This is a genomic window from Novipirellula herctigrandis (genome assembly GCA_007859835.1).
Taxonomy (GTDB): domain Bacteria; phylum Planctomycetota; class Planctomycetia; order Pirellulales; family Pirellulaceae; genus Novipirellula_A; species Novipirellula_A herctigrandis.
The window spans coordinates 5,660,661-5,681,580 of the sequence record SJPJ01000001.1 but is presented as its reverse complement, the minus strand read 5'-3'; the positions used below and the strand labels follow the sequence as shown (position 1 = coordinate 5,681,580).

The 20,920-nt window shown below is 52.5% G+C and carries 19 protein-coding genes; 8 read left to right on the top strand and 11 right to left on the bottom strand.

What is annotated here, in order from left to right; genetic code table 11:
- Positions 1-6: 6 nt before the first annotated feature.
- On the top strand, positions 7-1,143 hold the full coding sequence (ribD, locus tag CA13_RS20795; protein WP_146399891.1) for a bifunctional diaminohydroxyphosphoribosylaminopyrimidine deaminase/5-amino-6-(5-phosphoribosylamino)uracil reductase RibD: 1,137 nt from the start codon (positions 7-9) through the stop codon (positions 1,141-1,143).
- A gap of 186 nt (positions 1,144-1,329) precedes the next feature.
- On the top strand, positions 1,330-2,316 hold the full coding sequence (locus CA13_RS20790; protein WP_146399889.1) for a hypothetical protein: 987 nt from the start codon (positions 1,330-1,332) through the stop codon (positions 2,314-2,316).
- A 150-nt stretch (positions 2,317-2,466) separates the two neighbouring features.
- On the opposite strand, the gene CA13_RS20785 is transcribed toward CA13_RS20790, so the two are convergent.
- Both CA13_RS20785 and CA13_RS20780 read right to left on the bottom strand, forming a co-directional pair.
- Positions 2,467-3,555, bottom strand: a complete 1,089-nt coding sequence (locus CA13_RS20785; RefSeq protein WP_146399887.1) for a protein arginine kinase — start codon at positions 3,553-3,555, stop codon at positions 2,467-2,469.
- A complete protein-coding gene (locus tag CA13_RS20780; protein ID WP_146399885.1) occupies positions 3,552-4,127 on the bottom strand; it encodes a UvrB/UvrC motif-containing protein in 576 nt (191 codons plus the stop codon). The genes CA13_RS20785 and CA13_RS20780 overlap by 4 nt, the downstream gene beginning before the upstream one ends.
- Before the next feature lie 193 nt (positions 4,128-4,320).
- Here CA13_RS20780 and trpE point away from each other — a divergent pair, with 193 nt between their 5' ends.
- A complete protein-coding gene (gene trpE / locus CA13_RS20775) occupies positions 4,321-5,874 on the top strand; it encodes an anthranilate synthase component I (RefSeq protein WP_146399883.1) in 1,554 nt (517 codons plus the stop codon).
- Here trpE and CA13_RS20770 read toward each other — a convergent pair.
- From CA13_RS20770 to CA13_RS20735, 8 genes are all read right to left on the bottom strand, one after another.
- On the bottom strand, positions 5,867-6,835 hold the full coding sequence (locus CA13_RS20770; protein WP_146399881.1) for a GHMP family kinase ATP-binding protein: 969 nt from the start codon (positions 6,833-6,835) through the stop codon (positions 5,867-5,869). The two genes, trpE and CA13_RS20770, sit on opposite strands and share 8 nt — an antisense overlap.
- Complete coding sequence (locus tag CA13_RS20765) at positions 6,832-7,446, bottom strand: DUF447 domain-containing protein (protein ID WP_146399879.1); 615 nt, start codon at positions 7,444-7,446, stop codon at positions 6,832-6,834. The genes CA13_RS20770 and CA13_RS20765 overlap by 4 nt, the downstream gene beginning before the upstream one ends.
- Positions 7,443-8,033 (bottom strand): anthranilate synthase component II, encoded by a 591-nt coding sequence (locus CA13_RS20760; RefSeq protein WP_146399877.1) that lies wholly within the window; start codon positions 8,031-8,033, stop codon positions 7,443-7,445. Before CA13_RS20760 ends, CA13_RS20765 begins: the two co-directional genes overlap by 4 nt.
- A 29-nt stretch (positions 8,034-8,062) precedes the next feature.
- On the bottom strand, positions 8,063-8,536 hold the full coding sequence (locus tag CA13_RS20755; RefSeq protein ID WP_146399875.1) for an ExbD/TolR family protein: 474 nt from the start codon (positions 8,534-8,536) through the stop codon (positions 8,063-8,065).
- Positions 8,536-8,973, bottom strand: coding sequence for an ExbD/TolR family protein (locus CA13_RS20750; RefSeq protein ID WP_146399873.1), 438 nt, complete (start codon positions 8,971-8,973; stop codon positions 8,536-8,538). The genes CA13_RS20755 and CA13_RS20750 overlap by 1 nt, the downstream gene beginning before the upstream one ends.
- On the bottom strand, positions 8,974-9,843 hold the full coding sequence (locus tag CA13_RS20745) for a MotA/TolQ/ExbB proton channel family protein (RefSeq protein WP_146399871.1): 870 nt from the start codon (positions 9,841-9,843) through the stop codon (positions 8,974-8,976).
- A gap of 70 nt (positions 9,844-9,913) precedes the next feature.
- Positions 9,914-10,969: a tetratricopeptide repeat protein gene (locus CA13_RS20740; protein ID WP_419194637.1), complete on the bottom strand. Its 1,056-nt coding sequence runs from the start codon at positions 10,967-10,969 to the stop codon at positions 9,914-9,916.
- Positions 10,970-11,010: 41 nt separating this feature from the next.
- Positions 11,011-14,106 carry a tetratricopeptide repeat protein gene (locus tag CA13_RS20735; protein WP_146399869.1) on the bottom strand — a complete coding sequence of 1,032 codons (3,096 nt, stop codon included), beginning with the start codon at positions 14,104-14,106 and terminating at the stop codon, positions 11,011-11,013.
- Positions 14,107-14,220: 114 nt separating this feature from the next.
- On the opposite strand from CA13_RS20735, the gene CA13_RS20730 reads away from it, so the two are divergent.
- The 5 genes from CA13_RS20730 (at position 14,221) to CA13_RS20710 (ending at position 19,702) form a co-directional block, all read left to right on the top strand.
- Entirely contained in the window at positions 14,221-15,486 is a 1,266-nt protein-coding gene (locus CA13_RS20730; protein WP_146399867.1) for a hypothetical protein, read from the top strand.
- Positions 15,483-16,829, top strand: a complete 1,347-nt coding sequence (locus CA13_RS20725; protein ID WP_146399865.1) for a hypothetical protein — start codon at positions 15,483-15,485, stop codon at positions 16,827-16,829. The genes CA13_RS20730 and CA13_RS20725 overlap by 4 nt, the downstream gene beginning before the upstream one ends.
- Positions 16,830-17,137: 308 nt before the next feature.
- On the top strand, positions 17,138-18,085 hold the full coding sequence (gene mdh, locus CA13_RS20720; RefSeq protein ID WP_146399863.1) for a malate dehydrogenase: 948 nt from the start codon (positions 17,138-17,140) through the stop codon (positions 18,083-18,085).
- Positions 18,086-18,289: 204 nt separating this feature from the next.
- The gene (locus CA13_RS20715; protein ID WP_419194636.1) at positions 18,290-19,159 is read left to right on the top strand and encodes an alpha/beta hydrolase; all 870 of its coding nucleotides are present in this window, start codon (positions 18,290-18,292) and stop codon (positions 19,157-19,159) included.
- A gap of 111 nt (positions 19,160-19,270) precedes the next feature.
- On the top strand, positions 19,271-19,702 hold the full coding sequence (locus CA13_RS20710) for a response regulator transcription factor (RefSeq protein ID WP_146399859.1): 432 nt from the start codon (positions 19,271-19,273) through the stop codon (positions 19,700-19,702).
- A 66-nt stretch (positions 19,703-19,768) separates the two neighbouring features.
- On the opposite strand, the gene CA13_RS20705 is transcribed toward CA13_RS20710, so the two are convergent.
- On the bottom strand, positions 19,769-20,920 hold the full coding sequence (locus CA13_RS20705; protein WP_419194635.1) for a XylR family transcriptional regulator: 1,152 nt from the start codon (positions 20,918-20,920) through the stop codon (positions 19,769-19,771).

The window sequence follows — 20,920 nt, the reverse complement described above, 5'->3', positions numbered from 1 at the left end:
TAACGCATGAACTCACCCACACCCATCAAACACGAATGCGAAGACGCCCGCTTCATGAAACGGGCACTTCAATTGGCTGAACAGGGACTCGGTTCAGTGGAACCCAATCCGATGGTGGGTTGTGTGATCGTTCGCGACGGAACGGTCATCGGTGAAGGGTATCACCAGCGGTTTGGCGAAGCACACGCTGAAGTAAACGCGTTGCAAGCGTGCCAAGAAGCGAACGAAACGACACGCGGCGCAACAGCCTACGTGACACTTGAACCTTGTTGCCATTTCGGCAAAACACCGCCATGTAGCCAGGCACTCATCAAAGCCGGTGTACGCCGCGTGGTCATCGCAATGACCGACCCGTTTGACAAAGTCGACGGTGGCGGCTTAGTGGAGCTGAACGCTGCAGGGATCGAAACATCCACTGGCGTGATGCAACACGAAGCACTGGAGCTGAATTCAGCCTACCGAAAACGAGTTCAAACCGGGCGGCCTTGGTGTATCGCAAAGTGGGCCATGACGGCCGACGGACGAATCGCAACTTCGATTGGTCAAAGCCAATGGATCACCAACGAGACTTCACGACACGATGTTCATCTTCTCCGAGGCCGCTGCGATGCAATCTTAGTTGGCATGGGAACGGTGATTGCGGACGATCCAATGCTGACAGCCCGACCAACGGGCCCACGCACAGCAACGCGAGTGGTGTTCTGTTCGACCCGTTTGCCTAGCACCTCGTCGAAGCTTGTGCAGTCAGCTCAGCAAGGTCCACTATTGCTGATCGTTTCATCGACGATCAACGCGGAACGCTTGGCACCACTACAACGGCTCGGCGCAAACGTGTATCGATGCAAATCATCCGACTTGGTGTCGATCGCAAGCGAAGGGATCGAGCATCTTGGCTCGCTCGGAATGACCAACGTGATGATTGAAGGCGGAGGCGAATTGATGGGCAGTGTCGTCAAATCGGGCGAAATTGACGAGTACCATATCTACGTTGGTGCCAAGGTTTTCGGCGGTCGCACCGCCCCTGGACCGATCGGCGGAAAAGGGTTTGAAACGCTAGCGGAAGCTGTGCAGCTACGCTTGGTTGGTAGCCAGCAAATCGGCAATGACATCAAGTTGATCTATCGAAAAGCACTCATTTCGTAGGTCAAGCTCGCTCAAGTCCACCACCGACAATTCCCTAACGGTAACGGATCCGCCGCTAAAAAAACTCCTCTTCATTTTAGTGCGACATTTTGTCGATACTTGCAAAATGGACTCGTCGGGCCGCTCCCGACTTGGTTCGGCCCGTGCGTCCACTGAAACCATTTGCACCCAAAGGAGGGTACGAAGATGAAGTGGCGTTTGCTGATTGCCGTCTTACTCGATTTGTCCATTCTAGACGCGGCGTCTTTTGCTCAAAGACCGCCCGAGGAGGAGCGTCTTTCTTCGACACGAAGGCCCCCACAGGACGACAAGCTCTTCTCGGAAGGTGGCGTGGTTCGGTTCCAACTTATTCAAGGGCGGCTGGGACTCGACGCACCACGCCATCGAAAAGGCAGCGACGAAAATCGCGAAGGTGGCGTGCTAGAAAGCATTTCGGTCACGGCCGATCGTGGATTGCCTTCGCTGCACTACGTCTACCAAAATAAACACCAGCATCTCGTATTAAGCGTTCAAGAAGCGACCCACGTTCAGATTGAATCATGGTTGCCACAGACGTCCGAACGGAGCAACTTAGACCAACCCGAGTTCGGCTCGATTCGTTGGACGATCCAACGTGATTCGTTGACCGAACACTACGTTGGCCCGACTCTGCTACATGTGCGTCTGCAGAACTCGACGGTGTTCGATCTGCACTATGGCAATTTGATCGAGCGTGTATTGTGTGGACGATCGCTCGCACAAATCAACCGTGACGCCGACGCGACCCTGATAAACCAAATTGCCGACTCCCCTGCCCCCTCGGTTGACGCGATCACCACGTGTGTTGACGCATTCCGATCCAACCGCCGCGCAACGCGAACGTCGGCTCAGAAGCGGCTATTGTCATGGGGAACCCCTGTGGTTCCTGTGCTCCAAGATGCGTTATCGGACAATCTCGACGCTGAACAAACTGCCCGAGTCAAAGCAACCATTCGCAAATTGAGGCCGATGGTCGAAGATACACCGCGGTCGCTTGCGGCGCTGATGCGAATTGACCAGAAGTACTGGGGTTTCATTGCGCCGTCCTTAGATTCGCAGCAGATAGTCACGGTGAACGAGCACCTTCAACGTGTGGGGCTAGTGCAAATCGAAAGCTCCACCGAACCCGTTCGCCGCATCGCCACACGACCGTAGGAGTGTGAATCGTGTTTCGGTGAAGTTTGACTTATTTGGGGTGACCGAGCAAATAGCGAACCTAACCAATGAGCACATTAACATATGCACTCATGGCCGCCGGCCCCCAAGTTAACATCGCCTGAGTTAATATTCCCCGAGTTAACTCGACTAATTGAACTCGCCTTCGCCCTGTTCGCCATGCAAATGGCGTTGAAGATAGCTCGCGCGTTGTACATTGCGGTCCGACGAACCGAGCATACGACCATGCAACTTCTGTAAATGTGCAGGTTGAGTATGGATGAATAACTTGTTGATGGTTGCGAGTTCGACATCGTCGATCAGGCCTAAATTGACACCCATTCGAACTTTAGACAAATAGTGCATTGTCTCTTCGCTGCTGATCTTCTTCGCGGTGCTTAGAATCCCGAGCGCACGGCTCACGTCATCGTGTAAATCTTGTTGATTTTGTTCGACTAAAAACGCCCTCGCTTTTCGTTCGTACTGGATAATTTGAGGCACAACCTCGTCACCCACTAACGATAAAAGAGCCTTTTCACTATGCCCGAGCGTGACTTGATTGCTGACTTGATAGAAATCGCCTGAGTATTGCGAGCCTTCACCGTATAAACCACGAACGGTCACATTGATCCGCTGCATACTTCGAAAAACTTTTTCGATCTGGCGAGTGATCACCAGTGCGGGCAAGTGCAACATCACACTCACGCGAAGCCCTGTGCCAACGTTCGTTGGACAGGCCGTTAAGTAACCGTATTTTTCGTGAAACGCGTAAAGGATCGACCCTTCAAGTTGATCATCAAGTGAATCGATGCGAGCCCAAGCGGCATCCAAATCCAACCCACTTTGCATCACCTGGATTCGCAGGTGATCCTCTTCATTAATCATCACGCTATATTGTTCGCCTGGGTCCATCGCCACCGCGCGTGACCCATCGGCATCAGCGATCTCGCGGCTGATCAATTGGCGTTCCACCAAGAATTGGCGATCGATTTCCGACAACTCTTCGATGTCGATGTAGCGAATGTCGTTCCAGTCTTCGATCGCTTCCATGCGAGCCCGCACGGTTCGTTCAATGCTATCACGATCTTCGTCGCTGCATCGGCGGATAAACGGAAAGTCGGCCAAGTTGCGTGCTAAGCGAATCCGACTGCTTATCACGATATCCGATTCCGGCCCCGTTCCGCGAAGCCACTCGCCCGAGTTTCTTGCTAAGGCATTAAAGTCCGTTTCTTGATTCACGATTGGTCCTCACCTTCGGGCGAGTTCGCCTCATCTTCATTGCCATTTGCAGTTTCTTCAGGGGCAGGTTGGTTCAAATCCGACTCCATCCTCTTAAGTTCGTCACGAATTTCCGAGGCTCGTTCATAGTCTTCCAATTCGACCGCTTCTTCCATCTCACGTCGCAATTGGATCATCCGAGCCTGTGAATCGGCGGACGCTGCCAACCGCCGCGGCCGTTTGCCGACATGCTCGGTAGCATCGTGAATGTTGGTCAATAAGGGGATCAAATCGCTCTCGAAAAAGCTGTAATCGTAGGGACAACCAAGCCGTCCCGTATTACGGAACTCGAAAAAACTAATGCCGCAAACCGGACACTCTTTTTGGTCCAATTCTTCAAGTTCCGCCTTGGTTTGCCCGAGTTGTAGCTGTTTGGCTAGCGCGCCGGCGACCGAAGCCACCGGGCTGGTGGCCTCTTTCTGCAAGAAATTCCGGGCATGTTCCTCGCACAAATGCATCACTTTGGGCCCGTTGGGTTCGGTGAGCTCCGTGATATGGAACGTCGCGGGTTTTTCACAATACTGGCATTTCATCGTGTCATTCCTAGCCGCCGCAACTGCCGCTAAAGTGTGTCTTTTCGGAAGGGGCTTCGCAGTTCGCGGGCAACAGGTCGATTCTATCGACACCCCAATCGGTGTCAACGTAACGACCTTGACCATCCCGCTACAGCCGGCACCTGTTTTTGCGTTTTCCAACACCTGATTCTCAATAAAAACCGTCGCATCGATGCTTACACCAAACGCTGCCGAGTTTACTGACCTGGCGATCGACCACGACTTCGTTCCTGTCTATCGACAATTGCTAAGTGATTCACTCACCCCGGTGACCGCCTTTCGGCTACTTGACGACGACGGACCTGCGTGTTTGTTCGAAAGCGTGATCGGTGGCGAAAAAGTCGGCCGCTACAGCTTTCTCGCGGCCGGGCCGGTCAAACGCTTTGCTGCTCGTGGAAACGAAATCACGATCCAAGACGCCAAAACGAAAGACGGCGCGAACACCGAAACACTCCAATCCGACGATCCGCTCGAAACCTTTCGCTCGCACGTTGATTACCGCGTCGCGGACGTAAAGGGGTTGCCGCCGTTCATTGGCGGGGCAATCGGGTACGCCGGATATGACGTGGTTCGTTATGTTGAAAAACTTCCAAACGCCCCCCAAGACGATCGAGGCCTACCCGATCTCGATTTTTCGTTCTACCACACACTTTGCATATTCGATCACGTCGACAAAACGATCACGGTCGTTTCATTAGCCGATTGTCGTGGTGTCGAGAATACGCAACAGGCCAACGAAGCTTACGACAAAGCATCCCAAAGTCTCGATCAATCCATCGGCCGCCTACGGCGTCCCGTTTCGCACAGCACCGACGAGTTAACGCATCCGTTGTCTGGCGAAGCATCAGCCTCAAGCGAAGCGACAGACAAACCACTCGAAGTCAAATCCAACTTCACTCGCGAATCTTTTGGCAAAGCGGTTTTGAAATGCGTCGAGTACATTCGCGCAGGTGACATCTTTCAAGTCGTTCCGAGTCAACGAATGAGCGTCAAGACCGATGTCGATCCCTTCGAAATCTATCGATCTCTCCGCGTCGTCAACCCTAGCCCCTTCATGTTCTTCGTTCGCACCCCAGAATGTGTTCTGGTTGGTTGCTCCCCAGAGATCATGTGTCGCGTTGCTGACCGCATTGTCACCGTTCGCCCGCTAGCAGGAACCCGCCCACGCGGCAAAACGGAAAAGGAAGACAAGGCACTGGAAAAAGAATTGCTGGCTGATCCAAAAGAGCGTGCCGAACATGTGATGCTCGTCGACCTAGGCCGAAACGATATCGGACGAGTCGCACAATTCGGTTCGGTCGAGCTTACTGAAATCATGATCGTCGAACGCTATAGCCACGTAATGCACATCAGTAGCGAAGTCCAGGGAACGCTTCGCGAAGGTCTCGATGCATTCGATGCTCTCAAAGCTTGTTTACCTGCCGGAACGGTCTCAGGTGCACCGAAGGTCCGCGCGATGGAAATCATTGACTCCATCGAACCGCATCGCCGCGGTCCCTATGGCGGCGCGGTCGGCTATATCGATTACCGAGGCAATATGGATACGTGTATTGCACTGCGGACCATGGTGGTCAAAGACGGGGTCGTGTACGTCCAAGCCGGGTGTGGCGTGGTCGCCGACAGCGATCCGAACGCTGAATATGACGAAACAATCAACAAAGCAAAAGCGATGGTATCCGCAATTGAAATGACTTCCGAACGAGTCAAATCGTCCGCTGTCAAATGATCGAAATTAGTCGCCCTTCGTTTTCCGCGTAGGTTATTTGTACGTCGACGGATTCTGTGTCAATGTTTTTGGCAACGAACGCCTTTGCTTCGCAGCCTGACCGAAACCATGAAAAGACGGTCGGTCCCCAACTGCTTTGCCCCACCCCATACGCTCCATGCTCTAGAAGCGTCCGAACCAATAGGCAAATTTCAGGTCCGTTGTAGGCTCCGTTTTGAACCGACTCAAACAACAAACCGCTTGTGTGGTTGTATCGTTGTACTGCGTCAGCGAACTGAAAAAAATCGCCATCATGCACCGCAGGAATCAATCGATGCTCGGCGATCTCCCGAAGTTTTTGTCGCTGTACAGCGGAAGCCGGTGGTAGCTTGGCAAATTGGCTCTGTTCTAACTCACCACTCACAACGTCCAATCTACGCCGCGCCGAGAACAAAGCGACGCACCAATCGGTCGGCAAACCGACGCGGTGGCGAATGGGATTCAACTTTGCTTGACTGGCTGAGTCGTTTAAGTTTGAATTTTCGCAAATGGAGTCTTCGTATACCAAACCGCCACCAAGATGCCCATGAATACCGACCGCTGAGCGGCGACCACGATCGGCGATGCGAAACGCCATTTCATGGTCAGAACATTCGACCTGAAACAGTGCACACAACGCTCCCGCAACCGACATGGCCAATTGGGTTCCGCTGCCCAATCCTGTATGCGGATCGGGTCGACTAAGGATTTCGATTTTGCACGGCGGCAACTGTGACATACCTGCAAAACCGGCAAACCGACGTCCAATCGCTTCGACGCGTTCCGATGCAACATTCGATGGACAAAACCGATCCGCTTCGGTGGCGATGATCTCGGTGTGAGGTGATTGAATCATCACCCCCACGCCACCGTAGGGTGCCGCAGTATCGAGCAGACCGAAATGCAAACGTGACCCCGCGGTCACTCGAACTTGCTTGTTCATTCGGTTTTCACTGCCGAATTGCAATACGCGTTTGCGACAAACCGCCTGATGCGTTCAAACGCGGTGGTTTCGTTTCTGCCAGCCGTCTTATCGATCAAAATCTCAAGCCTCGACAATTCGGATTCAATTTCCTTTCTCGGCAATAAGCTCGTTCGGGTGCCAAGGATCGCAGCCTCGATTACCGCATTCTTGGCTCGATTGAACCCAAAAAAAGGTCGGACGATTTCACTTCGCACCACCCTGCACTGCATCGTCAAACGTGGATGATGTCCGTCGTTTGAAACCACATCGACAGCGAACCAGCGATGACAATCTCGCAGGACCCAATAGGAATCGTCCAAACAATCGACAAGCTCTGTTGCCGTTTCTAGATCACCGATTTCATTGAGTGCAGCGCGGACAAATAAGTCGACATCGTCCGTCACATGCACGACCGCTCGTGGATTTTCAGTTAAATTCCGATATGTCTTCGACGAGTCGAATGGACGAAGCGTGATTGACTGGTCAAGCGGATCCCCCACTGCAAAATCGTCGCCGACCGTTGGGCCCATCGGTGCGATGTTCACTCGCCCGCAAGCATCCGATGTCGTCACGATGGATTCAACAATCATGACAAGATCCCCCGACGAATTTCGGATGCAATCAAGACAAAGTTCTCAACGACCCGTGCGCCTTCGTCCGAAAGGATCGACTCGGGATGAAATTGGACACCGAATATCGGCCGCTCGCGATGCTGCACACCCATAATCACACCGTCGTCGGTTCGAGCAGTGACATCCAATTCGACCGGTACGCGATCAGGGTCGATCGCTAGCGAATGGTAACGCCCCACGCTCATCGGCAACGGACAACCTCGAAACACACCCGTTCCATTATGAGAAATGGCCGACGCCATGCCGTGAATAGGCCCACACCGATTTACAACCCCTCCGAACGCAAGGCCGATCGCTTGATGGCCTAGGCAAACACCAAGAATCGGTGTCGTCAGTGAAAGTTCTCGTACCACGGCGATTGAGCAACCAGCATCCACCGGATGCCCTGGGCCAGGCGAAATGACAATTGCTTCAGGAGCGATTTCGCGGCAGCCAGCTACATCGATTTGGTCGCTACGAACCACACGCGTTTGGCAACCGAGTTGACGAAAGTAGCGAGCCAAGTTGTGGACGAACGAATCGTAATTGTCCAACAGCAATATCATGCGGCAAGTCTAGCTTTGTTTCAAAAACACTAACGGCGAGGTTTGGCAAACTTGATCTTTTCGATCAACTTCACCACCTGGTTACCGTCTTTGTAGCCACTGACCGCCGTGATTGCATCGATCACGTTCTCGTAACGCAAGTTGTAATCGCTGTCGATCTCAATCTCGGGGCCATCCTCCCCTTCGACCGGCGCCGTGTTGCCGATCAACGAAATGACATTTGCCTGCAGCTGCGGAAAATCAGTCCCTAAACTAATGTCATTGAGCGACATGCTTGCCAACCGGCCATCGGCATCCGAAGTCAGGCGTAGCTTCAACGGAAGGTCGGTCGGATCGGGCACGCCACTACTTTCACCCAATGGCATGCGAACACTAAAGTCCCCTTCCATTTCTACAATTTTGAAGGTCATCACGAAGAAAACTAGCAGCAAGAAGACAATGTCAATCATGCTGGTCATGTTCAATTCGTTCTTTTCCATTTCCCCTTTGTTGCGGATTTTCATTATCGATTATCCTCTTTTACACGTAGGGCAAAATTGATCAAGTTCTGTTCTTGGGCAACACGAATGACCTCCTGGACATCGCCCATCGCCGTGTCCTGATGCGCCCGGATCACGACGTTCGCATCGTTTGCCGTTTTCCCTTCGGCTTTGATGACTGACATTTCACGCTGCAAGCCGATCCGCAAGGTTTCCACAGTGAATTCATCGCCACCGAGCACGATTTCGCCATCTTGGGCCACATGCAAGATAATCGGAAATTCCAGCGCGACCTCAGGCGGCTTGACTAGCTTGCTGCTCGGAAGCACCACGCGATCATTCGCTTCGGTTTGGGCGAAATTGATCAACACCATGAAGAACGCGATCAATTGGAACGTCATGTCGATCATTGGCGTCAAGTCGCCTTGAGCCAAATCTGGTTTCTTCGATTTGACGCGCATCTACTTTTTGGCTCCAGGCTGAACATCTTCAAATCGGCTCATCAAGTTCTCACTCGCTACGCCAACTTCGAGCAACAATCGCGATACGCGGTTGCGCAGAATGTTGTAGGCTGCAATTGCCGGAATCGCGATGGCTAGTCCAATCAACGTGGTAAACAAAGCGGTTGAAATCCCCGACGCCAATTCGGCGGGTTTCGGCGATGCGCCACCGAGCGCGATCACTTGGAACGACGTGATCATTCCATGAACCGTTCCGAACAACCCGATCATCGGGCTGAGGTTGCCAATCAATGCCATGTAAGAGAGCAAATGCTCGAGCTTCATGCTTTCTTCTTCGCCAACTTCCTGCATCCCTTCGATGGCTTTGTTGTAGCCACGCGAAAGTTTTGCAAGGCCTGCGGAAAGGACTTTGCCCAATACGGATTCGTCCGCACGCGCGAGGTCGTAGGCTTCTTGAAACTGTTTCTCGTTGAGTTTCTCTTCGAAACTGTCAATTAACTCTTGAGGACAAAGCGTATCGCGTCGGGCCGCAAGAAAATTCATAACGAAAAGTGAAACCAGCGAAATCGACAACGCCAAGAAGATAAAGACGTAGCCGTACCCGAGGGAGCTAATGGTCCACTCAAGCAGGTTCTGGTCACCCACCGATGCAGGGCTGGGATCACCACCTTGTGCTGGTGCATCGACAGGAGCCGCCGGAGCTTCGACGGCAACCGGAGCGGGATCACCACCAAACTCATCCATCGCGTCGTCTTGAGCGACTGCGGAAAGCGAGAAAAACAATGATGCGACCATCGCCAATATGGCGAAATGGAGAGACCGCGAACGCGGTTTTTCGGAAGCGAATAGGGAACCGCAAGAGGCGAACATCAACGATTTTCTCCGGAAAAATAGAAGCTAGACGTTTGTTTTGATTTTTGCTTTAGATCTGTAAGATACTCTACTGGCCAAAGCCGGGATACAACTGTTTTAATTCTTGTTTTGCCTCAGCGCCCCGCTCAGGTTTGCCGACTTTCGGCCACAATTCAACCAATTTCGATAGGGCAACCGCATGCGAGTCGCTTTGGCTCGAAAACATCAGGTGGGTGTGCAAGTAAGCCAAAAGAGCGCCTTCGGCATCCCCTTTCGCTTCATAATTCGCACCTTGGGCATTGTAGGTCCGAGCGGCCATTTCGATATCCGTTGGTCCCATATCAGCGATTAATGCCGATACAAGCTCAAGCCCCTCATCCGGTTTGTTTTCGATTGCGAACGCGGTCGCTTTGCCCGCTTTGGCAAGCGATTGAAGCCTGGCTGCGGACACTGAATCGACTTTCAATCCGATCACTTTGTCAAATTGAGCTATCGCTGTTGCAATATCACCCGCCCTCATTTGGGCCATTCCCGTTAAGTAAACCGAGTCGATTTTAGCGGTTGCCGAAGGTGCCGATCGGAGCGAACCGTAAAATTTCAACGCGTCATCGGTATTGCCCAAAGCCAACGCCAGATCACCAAGAATTTTTGCCGCGTCATAAAAGTGCCACGAGTCGCGATACTTTGAAGCGAAGGACAGCATTTCAACCGCAGCAGCCTTCTTGTCTTTCTTGCCCGCCAAGGCAAGTTTGCCGCTGCACATTGCTCGATAAAACACCGCATCCGCTTTGATCACGGCACGAGGTAAACTGTCGAGATCCATGCCAGCAAGGTTTTCCAGGGCTTGGTCGTATTGCCCATCAATCGCAAATTCACGTCCTTTGGTCAGAGCGGCAGGATCGCCGTCGTACAGAATCTTCTTGATCTCGCCCGCCATAAAGCTCTGCGTTCCACTGCCCTTTTTCAGTTGCACGCCTTGGGCACTGGTCTTCGCCACTGTTCCACTAATGGCAGAGCCGGTCAGTGGGTAGACACGGTCCGTTTGAGCTTCAACGATGGTGTTCAGCGCAAGCACAGCCGCGAGCGACATCAACGTGATGATTCGTCTTGGTTGGTTTCGGTTTGCTGGGGTCATTTGAGTCATAAGTTGGGTTCTTGTTCGGGCGAAAATCACAGGGACTTCCGTTACGAATTTGGAGGCAAACCAGTAACGGGATTACCGACCGCCTTTTGAATTTCACGAAGAAGCGAATCGAACTTTTTCCGTTGTTTCGCGCCGCCGAGGTCAGGGTACAATGCGACAACTTTGGTAATGTCCGACTCCGCTTTTTTCATGATTTTTGTATCCTTCGCTGATCGTCCCCATAAAAAACGCGACAAGGCGACGTGATATCGCGCATCAAAGAAAATCGCTTCGAACTTCTTGTCCCGGCTGGTTAGTTGGCTAATTTTGCCCCAGCCCCAGATGATGTTCTTTTTATCGGCCCCGGGGCGTGCCCCGTTAAGCGCAGCGGCATAAGATTTCGAGGCAAATTTTGCAGGCAACTCGGTCGCCCACTTTTCGTACGCAGTCGCCGCTTCGACCTGTGCATCGAGCATCATTGGTTTCTCGGCCAAGATATTTTGGAACGTATCGAGCGAGCCTTTGTACTTACCAAGCAAGCGCTGAGCACGCCCATATTGATACTGGATCGAAAGCGAAACGTCGTCACTTGATTCTTGCAGTCGACCGTAAGTACTCACCGCAGTGTCAAGTAACTCCGCAGCTTGCCCGGTCGCCTTGACTTCTGCTGGCTGCATCGCGGCTTCGCCAAGTTGGACAAGCGTTTGAAGAATCCACTGCAATGTCGCGGGATCGTTACTGGTTTGTGCGATGCGATTCAGGAAGACGCGGAACGCTTCGATCAGCTTTGCCTTTTTATTTTCCGGTGCTGAATCAAGTTCTTCTTTTAGATCACGTGCCATTCCGACATAAATCGGGATCAATCGTTTTTGCCCCTCTTCATCCTGGTAGGTCGCTTGAAGCTTTTCCATGACACTGGTCGCACGCTGAAGCATGGCGTCGGCGTCGCCATCGTCACTGGTCATTCGGGCGACGATGATGTTCAATTCCGTCGCCGCCAAATCGCCGCGAAATGCATCTTCATCGCCGGCGAGTTTATCTTCGTCGGCGAGCTTATCGACCAACTTCACCGGACCATAGGTTGGATCATCCAAGACCGCCAACGCCTGCCGGCTGTCGCCAGATCGCAAATAGACTTTTGCAAGGACCAAGGCTGCTTGCATCGCTTCGTTTTCAACGGAGTCCGCATCCATACCCTCAAGCCCTTTCCGCAGGACCTGCTCGGCATCGGCTAGCTGTTTCGCTGCTAATTCGAGGTTTTCGTCACGACGGGCCATGATCGAACCGTTCCAAAGCAGCCGGCCTAGGAGTCTTTCAAAAGTCGAACGCTCAGCGCCTGCGGGCATCTTGGCGATCAATTCGTTGGCCTGGTCCCAGCGATCTTTTTGCATCGCCAAACGAATCATCACCCCTTGCGCTGCTGCCGCCTGGGGATCATTAGGCCAAGCCGATGTCAGGAAGTCTCCTAACTTTTCAATTTGGCCGACCAAGTCCCCGTTTTGGTCTTCGGGAATCTCCGACAACAGCATCTGAAACGAGTTTAGAGCGAGCAGCCCTCCCTTTAGACCCGTTTCGGTTCCAGGCGAAGTTTGAGCCAAGAAGCTGCCAACCACGGTGGCATCGCGATAACGTTTTTCTTGGTAAAGCAGATACGCCAAAATTTGGCGAGCTTGGCCGAGAAGTTCCAGGTCGGTGCTGGGGCCAATCATCGTGATTCCACGCTGTAGGATTTGGATCGCGATTAATCTCGCTTCCTTCACCTGCTTGCTCATCTCTTCGATTTGCGTGGCGATTTCGGGATCATCGCTACCTTGTTTTTCCAGCAACGCGATCGCCTGAGTCGACGACTCGCTAACTTCTAAAAGCTGGCGGGCCGAATCCATCGCATCGTCAAGACTTTCTGGGTCTTCGGCTTTCGGCAATTCAACCTCAGCGATTTGAATTCCGAGACCACCCAACAACTCGGCCGTTTCCTCGAGATGATCGCCAGGCAACTTTTCAATTTCAACCAACAACTGCCGACCTTCGGATTCCGCCTTTTTGGTTTCCGCGTTCTTCAAATTTTCTTTGTCTTTTGATTTCAGCAAATAGGATTTCGCCAAATCCACTTTAAGACTTAGCACACTTGCTAATTGCTTTTCATTGGGGCGAACGTCTTTGACAATCGCTTGACCACGATCAATGGCTGTCTGATAGTCAGGCGGCGACTTGGACAATGCGATTTGGATCAGCCCAGTCGTGGCTTGAAACCGCGCATCGCGTAGCGGGTCAAGGTCAGGCAACTCGAGTAGCCGAATGTAACTGTCGGTCGCTTTGTCAATCTCGCCAAGTGTATGGAAAGATTGCCCCAAATTCAGTAGCGAAGTGGCTCCGGTGACGAATCCATCGTAGTTGTCGCTAAGGTCTTGAAATTCGGCAACTGCTTCTTCGAGAAGCTTCTTTCCGTCTTCCGCTGGCTTGGCGAACGTCATCGCGGCCAAACGACGTGATTCACCTTTATTGAGTTTTGCATCAAGGAATTCGCCCCGGTATTGGGTCCGCCGCGCCGCCAATTCGGGGTCGGCGCTAGCATCGATCTTTTGCCCTTGCATCTCTTTCAATTTCGATCGCAAGTTCTCGACGATCGTATCAAAGGTCTTCGATGCCGCGAGATAGGATTCGCGTGCCAGAGCCTTTTTTTGGTCATCCGGTTTGACCATCAGTAATTGCCCAGCTCTGACCATCTGAAGCTTTCCAAGCTGTAATCGTGCTTCGGAAACTCGCGGATGGTCTTCGTTCTTGAGAAACTCGCTCAACGACGACGCAGCCTTCGCAAAATACTCGTCACGCTCGGTAGCACTTCGCGCATCGACGGCTGCATCGATATACGTTTGTGCCTTTTCGAGATCGATGGCTTCAAGAAAGGATGGATCGACGCCTGGATACTCGTTGATACGATCAAGGTAGGTGATCGACGTGTCGAAATAGCCGCCCGCTCGTAATCGCTTCAAAAAATCTTGTACGGGTTCGCCGTCGGCACGAGCCTCGTTCACGACAAGCGTGCTGCTCAAGACGAAGATGCTGCACACAACCGCACGGAGCAAAACGCTGCCGATTTGCTGTGAGTGGGATCGAAGATAGACGAGCATATTGGAGATGATTGTTGAAAGGTGGCCCATCGAGACGTTTCGTTCGACTTCCCTAAGCCTTAGATTAAAGAGTTCCTCTGCCCCCTAGATTAAAGTGCAGTGGTCGCTCCTTCAAGCATAGCCAGCCAATCCGAAGAATATCCGATGAGAATTCCTTCTCAATTTACCGAAGATAACCTTTACAGCCGCCCCAAGCGTCGAAGCGAGACGATTCAGACCTATCGACGATTGATCCGCCTCGGCCTCGGATTGCTTTTGGTGGTCGTCGTGATGCAGCAAGCCGCTAAACCGGTTTTGTATGAAACCTTCTTCGCAGAGGAGACAGCTTTCGCACCCTCCCCCCCGAACGATGACAACCGTAGCCCATCCGCAAACGCGTTGGATGCTCAAGCGACAACCGAGAAGCCACCCCCCATCGATCCTGACACGCTTTTTGCAGCAAGGCAAATCGCCAAGCGGATCCCCGAAACCGACCGATCGGCGTGGATAATGGCTTTGCTCAATCAGCAACGTCATACGGGTATCTCTGTTCTGAATCCTCCGGATCGAACTTGGATAGAAACCCAATGGGACGAAAACATCCCGGACTCTGAATCTTGGAAAGAGCTTTTAGAAAATGCCGCAGTGGGGAATCAACCGGCGGAGCGATCAACCGACGATTCACAACCTACCGACGATTCACAACAAATCCGATCGCTTGTCACGTCGCTCGATAATTGGGTGACTCAGCGAGTCGTTGATGGCAGCGTTTGGAATCCGAAAGATAGCGACGCCCTTTATCTCTACCTCTACCAAGCAATGCATCCGCCGAGAACGACTCCTGCGGTGATCGGCATACTACCGTTGCTGCAACAACCCGAAGTCTACCGAGGCAAATGGGTTGCCTTTTCCGGTCGCGTTGCCCGTAGCGAGAAACAACCTGTCTCGGAGAATGCCTATGACATCGATTCATATTGGCGTCTTTGGCTGCGGCCACGCACCGGAGCAGACCGTCCGGTGCAAGTGATTGTCCCGCGTGTTCCCGATGCGATTGCTGAGATCGGCTCGGAGGCTACGGTTACCGAAGGCCCAGCCGTGATGATCGTGGGGCGGTTCCTTAAACGACTTGCCTATCGGTCCAGCGTCGGTGCCGATTTGGCCCCCGTGATTGTGGGACGAATCGTTCCGCAATCAGGCACGCCCACCGGCGTCAATGCCTCGAACAAGCTCGTTCCCGCAAAACCAAAAAAGCCAAGCCTACTCGCGATCGTCGCAGCGGCAGCGATGGCAGGCATCGGGTTCGCCGGATTGCTGTTTTGGCGCACGGTGTCACAAGCGAAAAAGAGTCAACGTCTTCGCGATGCGAACCGCAAAGACCCCAGTGGTTTTTTGGACGAGTTACAAAATGGTAATTTGGGAGATCAACGATGACCCGTTTTCCTGTCACGGTCGCTTTCACCCTACTGCTCACTTTCGGCCTCCTTACCGATGCAGCCTACGCGGAAAGCGAACTCGTTTCTTTAATTGGCTTTGATCTTTCTCGGATCGAAAAAACATTCCCGGTTCGCAACGAAGACTCGGTGGGCGAGGCGGCAAAGCTACTCTATCGCCTGAACCGAATGACCTCGGAAAAGTTGTCCGAAATTGCGGCCAAAGACAAACAACCTAATGCACCTACGCTTGGTGATTGCTCCATCGTCGAGGGTACGGTCCAAGGGATCAAGCCGTTTGCGATTCCCGAAAAGCTCATCGAGTTCTTGGAACTTCGCCAAGTACTGCAAGTGACGGTACAGCGTGAGGAAGCAGCTTCAACGGTCACTTTGCTAACGACGGAACTTCCTCGCGATATCACGATTGGTGATCGCATTCGCGGAATCGGAATGGTGATTGAAACCAGCGAGGAAGACGTTGTCTCGGCCGTCGCCAGTGTGCCTGTCCAATGGTTTCCAGCAAAACCGAAAAACGAAGGCTGGAAATTGCTTTCTTCCAAAGGAGTCGATGTCGGACAACTGGGCTCGGTCGCTTTACGAAATCGTCAACCCCTGTCTGGGGAAGATACCGAGATTTTCTACGCGATGCTTGCGGCCTCCGCAGAGGTTGGGCGAACTCCGAAAAACGAACTACCCACGCCAGCGAGGATTAAACCGGTCGACCTGTTAAAAGATCCGATGGCCTTCACTGGTGACTTTGTGCAAATCAAAGTCGAAACGATCCAGGTCACTCGAATCGCCGTCACCGAGCCGGCGAGACAAAAACAGTTGGGCAGCGATCACTATTTCCAAATCGATGCAATTGGAGACCTTGGTAATGTGGTCGTCGAAATTGCTCCGCCTCCCGGTTCGGACGGTCAACCGGCAAAGTTTCAGAATCGTTATCCGATCTCTATCGTTTCCAGAACGCTGCCCGCGTGGATGCAACAACGGATCAAAGCAACCAAACAAACCGACGCCGTAGTTACCCCGATCGTGGTCCCCGTGGCGGTCGACGGTTTCTTCTTTCGTCTTTGGAGTTATTCGAGCGAATACATGCGACAATTTGGGGGAGGCGACCAATTTGGACCGCTTCTGATTGCTGCGGACCTAAATAATCGTGAACCGACCAATCCCGACCCAGCCGGAGTTAAAATGATCGGTTGGATTGCCGCGATAGCAACTTGCGCCTCGATTGTGGGACTTTTCATATGGAGTCTTATTGTCGCACGCCGCGACCGACGGATTGAACGCGTTAGAAAAGAACGCGAAGCGGAGCAAATGCAACTTCCAGAGTCGATGTAAGCTCGTCGATGTAAGGTCGATGTCGCCGTTGGCTGCGAGAAAGTGCGTCGGATAGCGATTCTTTTTTGAGCATTGCGTGCTGGTGTGAGGACACGCTTGAATCAACGAACAAGCTGTTTGCAGCCGCTGGGTTGGTCCAAACCAAGGATCTCAGCCCCCCTAATCCTACAAAACTATGGTGTTTTTCGGCGGGTGGCTACTTGACCCGAAGCGTGGTTCTTAGACGATTAAGGACTCATCGAGCTCGCCCATGTGAGCGACGATTCCTATCAGAAACGAAACATCCTTTTCAGACAGAGCAGAACAAGATGCGCCGAGCAAAAATATCGATCATTGGGGCCGGAAATGTTGGAGCAACCTGTGCACATTGGTGCGCCGCAGCCGAATTAGGTGACATCGTGTTGTTGGATATCCCACAAACCGAGGATATGCCAGCTGGTAAAGCACTCGACCTAATGCAAGCATCTCCCATCATGGGCTACGACTCGAACATCGTGGGCACAACCAGCTATGACGACACCAAAGACAGCGATGTCATCGTCGTAACAGCGGGAATTCCGCGAAAACCAGGGATGAGCCGTGACGATTTGCTTGGAACTAATGCCAAAATCATCACCAGCGTTGCGGAACAGATCAAGACCACCAGTCCAAACGCAGTCGTGATCGTCGTCAGCAACCCGCTCGACGCAATGGTCCAACAAATGTGGAAAGTAACCGGATTCGATTCGGCTCGCGTTTGTGGTCAAGCTGGTGTTTTGGATACCGCTCGTTATCGCGCCTTTTTGGCAATGGAGTTGGGTGTCAGCGTCGAAGACATCAGTGCATTGTTAATGGGTGGCCACGGCGACACGATGGTTCCAATGCCAAGCTGCACTAGCGTCGGGGGAATCCCAGTAACCCAATTGATCGGTGCCGAGCGACTCGAAGAAATCGTCACCCGAACTCGTAAGGGTGGTGCCGAAATTGTTTCACTTTTGAAGACCGGTAGCGCTTATTACGCTCCTGCGGCAGCTTGTGCCCAAATGGCAGAAGCGGTTGTGAAGGATAAGAAACGCCTGATCCCTGTCGCTGCACTATGCGACAGCCAATACGATGTCGGTGGTTACTATGTCGGCGTTCCCGTTGTCATGGGAAGTGGCGGAGTCGAAAAGATCATTGAGCTTGAATTGTCCGAAAAAGAAAAGGCTGGATTTGAGCACAGCGTGCAAGCAGTGAAGGACTTGGTCGCAGCAATGGATGAATTGCTATCGGCTTAAGAGAACGCACTTTCGTTCTCACGCTTATGGATGGGCAATTCACGTTGACACCTACGTGCCTTGGCGCGTAGGTTTACGGTATTCATCCCACGTGTTAGTCGCAATTTCCCCTTCCCCCCGCGTCACTTCGTTCGTTTGATGCTTTTGGGGAAGCGTGGTTGTTGCGATTGCTCGTATGGCCATCCTACCGAAGACCCGGGTGCTATGAGTCGTTTTGATCCAACGGAAATCTGGGGCCCGCCATCCTCTCACGAAACAACTCATTCGCCTTCAGAATCGAGCGATTTCGATTTCTTTTCAGGCGATAGCGATTTCCTCTGGGACAGTGATGCTCCTACCGAAGGGGCTTACGATGACGTCGGGCCGTTCTCGCAGAATCCATCGTCGCGAGTCGCGTTCTTTTTGCCCACTCATTACGAAGCCAAATACGAATACCCGCTGTTGGTGTGGCTGCACAGCGATGGATTCAATGAAAACCAAATCAAGCAGGTTTTGCCCCACATCAGCCTGCGCAATTATGTCGCAGTCGGCACACGAGCAAGTCGCGCGGTCGACTCCTCGGGGCATTGTTACGAATGGCGAAAGAGCCCTGCGGCGATCGCATCAGCTAATGAAAATGTCTTGATGGCCATCGACGAAGCCCAGAGTCGCTTTTCCATAAACCCGTCGCGAGTGGTTCTGGCAGGCTATCAAAATGGTGGCACAATGGCGATGCGAATCGCACTGCAATCCCCCAATCGCTTTGCCGGCGTGGTCTCACTCGGTGGGGCGTTGCCCCAAGGTTGCCATAGCCTTTCCAACTTGGATCTGCTCCGCGAGCGACGTTTACAGATGCTTTGGCAATGGGCACACAAGAACCCCGCTTACAGTTCAAACCGGCTCGATCATGACATGCGAACGGCACTGATGATCCGCGCCAAGTTAGAAGTTCGAAAGTACGACGACGATGATGAAATGAACACCGTCGCGCTAGCGGATATGAACCAATGGATCATGAATTCGGTGATCCCTGCGAGCCAAAACCAATCGAACGATGCTTGGTCAACTTCGCCAACCCAGTTTTCTCATAACTGATTCCTAAGCAACCGAAAAACGGTTACAATCCGATTCTCACCTGTCCCCTGCCCTACCCCGCCCAATTAATTCCCACGCTTTGTTCGCCCCCGCTCGTTTGAATGAGAATCGATGAATAGCGACGATAACCTATCGGAGAAACCGGCTTCCTCAGGTCAAAGTGATCCTCAAAAGGGCGGTCAGGTTAAGAAAGTCTTAATCGTTGACGACGACTACGAAATCATCGACTCCGTTCGCTATGCGATCGAAGGCGAAGGTTACGAAGTGATCGTCGCCCGCGATGGCAACCAAGGCTTGGCATTGGCCGAGCGAGAAGACCCAGACTTAATGATTTTGGACATGATGATGCCCAAACGTAGTGGTTTTTTGGTGCTCGAAAAACTACGACGTACGCGTGACGAACCGATGCCTGTAATCATGATCACGGGTAACGAAGGAAGCCGTCACAAAGCCTACGCGGAACTGTTGGGCGTCAGCGATTACATTCGCAAACCCTTCCCCATGAACCGTCTCATCGCCGCAGTCAACAAACTGATCGGCTAGATGCTCTGATGAGTTTGGCACCGAAAAAAATCAGTGTTGCCTCGTAACATCTTGGCGATTTCGTTGCTAAGCCTCAGTCGATTCGCGATACTCGCCCGGGGTCATCTTCAACTCTCGTTTGAAGAAAGCGTGCATGTATTCAGGATGTTTGAATCCGCAGATATTTGCGATTCGTTCGATGGAAAGATCCGTCATTTTCAAAAGTTCACAAGCGCGGCGCATCCGAACATTGCGAATTTCTTGTTGAGGCGATCGGCGCAGATACTTTCGTAGTTGACGTTCGAGCGTACTTCGCGAAACCGGAATATTTTTAAGGACATCTCGTACCGAAATCCCTGCACAAGCGTTCTCTCGGATGTAGCCAATCGCCGCGGCAATATCCGGATCATCGATTGCAACAATTTCCGTCGAATGGCGTGTGCAAATCCCAATCGGCGGGATGTGACTTTCACCTGTTTCTTGTTCGATTCCCTCCATCTTCACAGCAAGCGTTTCGGCAGCCAAATAGCCAACCATCTCTGCATTGGGTATCACACTCGAAAGCGGTGGCGAGCAGAGTTGGCACAGCAATTCGTCATTATCGACCCCAAGCACTGCGACCTCTTCGGGGGCATTGAACCCTGATTGAGCACAGGCTTGTAAGACATGGTGCCCACGAATATCACAACAGGCCATCACACCGACGGGCTTCACTAGCGTTCCGAGCCAACGGATTAGATTCGCCTGCTCGACTTCCCAGGGGGTCATTGTCGCACCGTGCCAACGCGATCGGTAAACGCAACATTGGCCGTACTTCGATGCATGCTGAACGAACGATTTTTCACGGCGCACTGACCACGCTTCATCTTCAAAACCACAAAAAGCGAAGCTCTGGAATCCACGATCAGCAAAGTGTTCAAACCCCATCTTTCCAATAGCCGTATCGTCAGACCGCAATGATACCGAATCACTCTCTTCACTGCGATCGGCGAGTTGCACCAGCGGAATCCCCTGCTGTTTAACCACTTCGGCAAGTTCGCGGTTTGCCACGCGAGAGATAATCCCATGCCCGGCCCAATTCATTAACCACGATGGCAACTCGCTCGAAAGATCCCGTTGTTCGTAGTAGACCAACCAATCATCCGTCGACCGGCAATAACGCATGATCCCCTTGAGCAATTCACGTCCGTAAACACCCGATGACTCAACGATTAAGGCCACACGTTTTTTTTCCGCCAT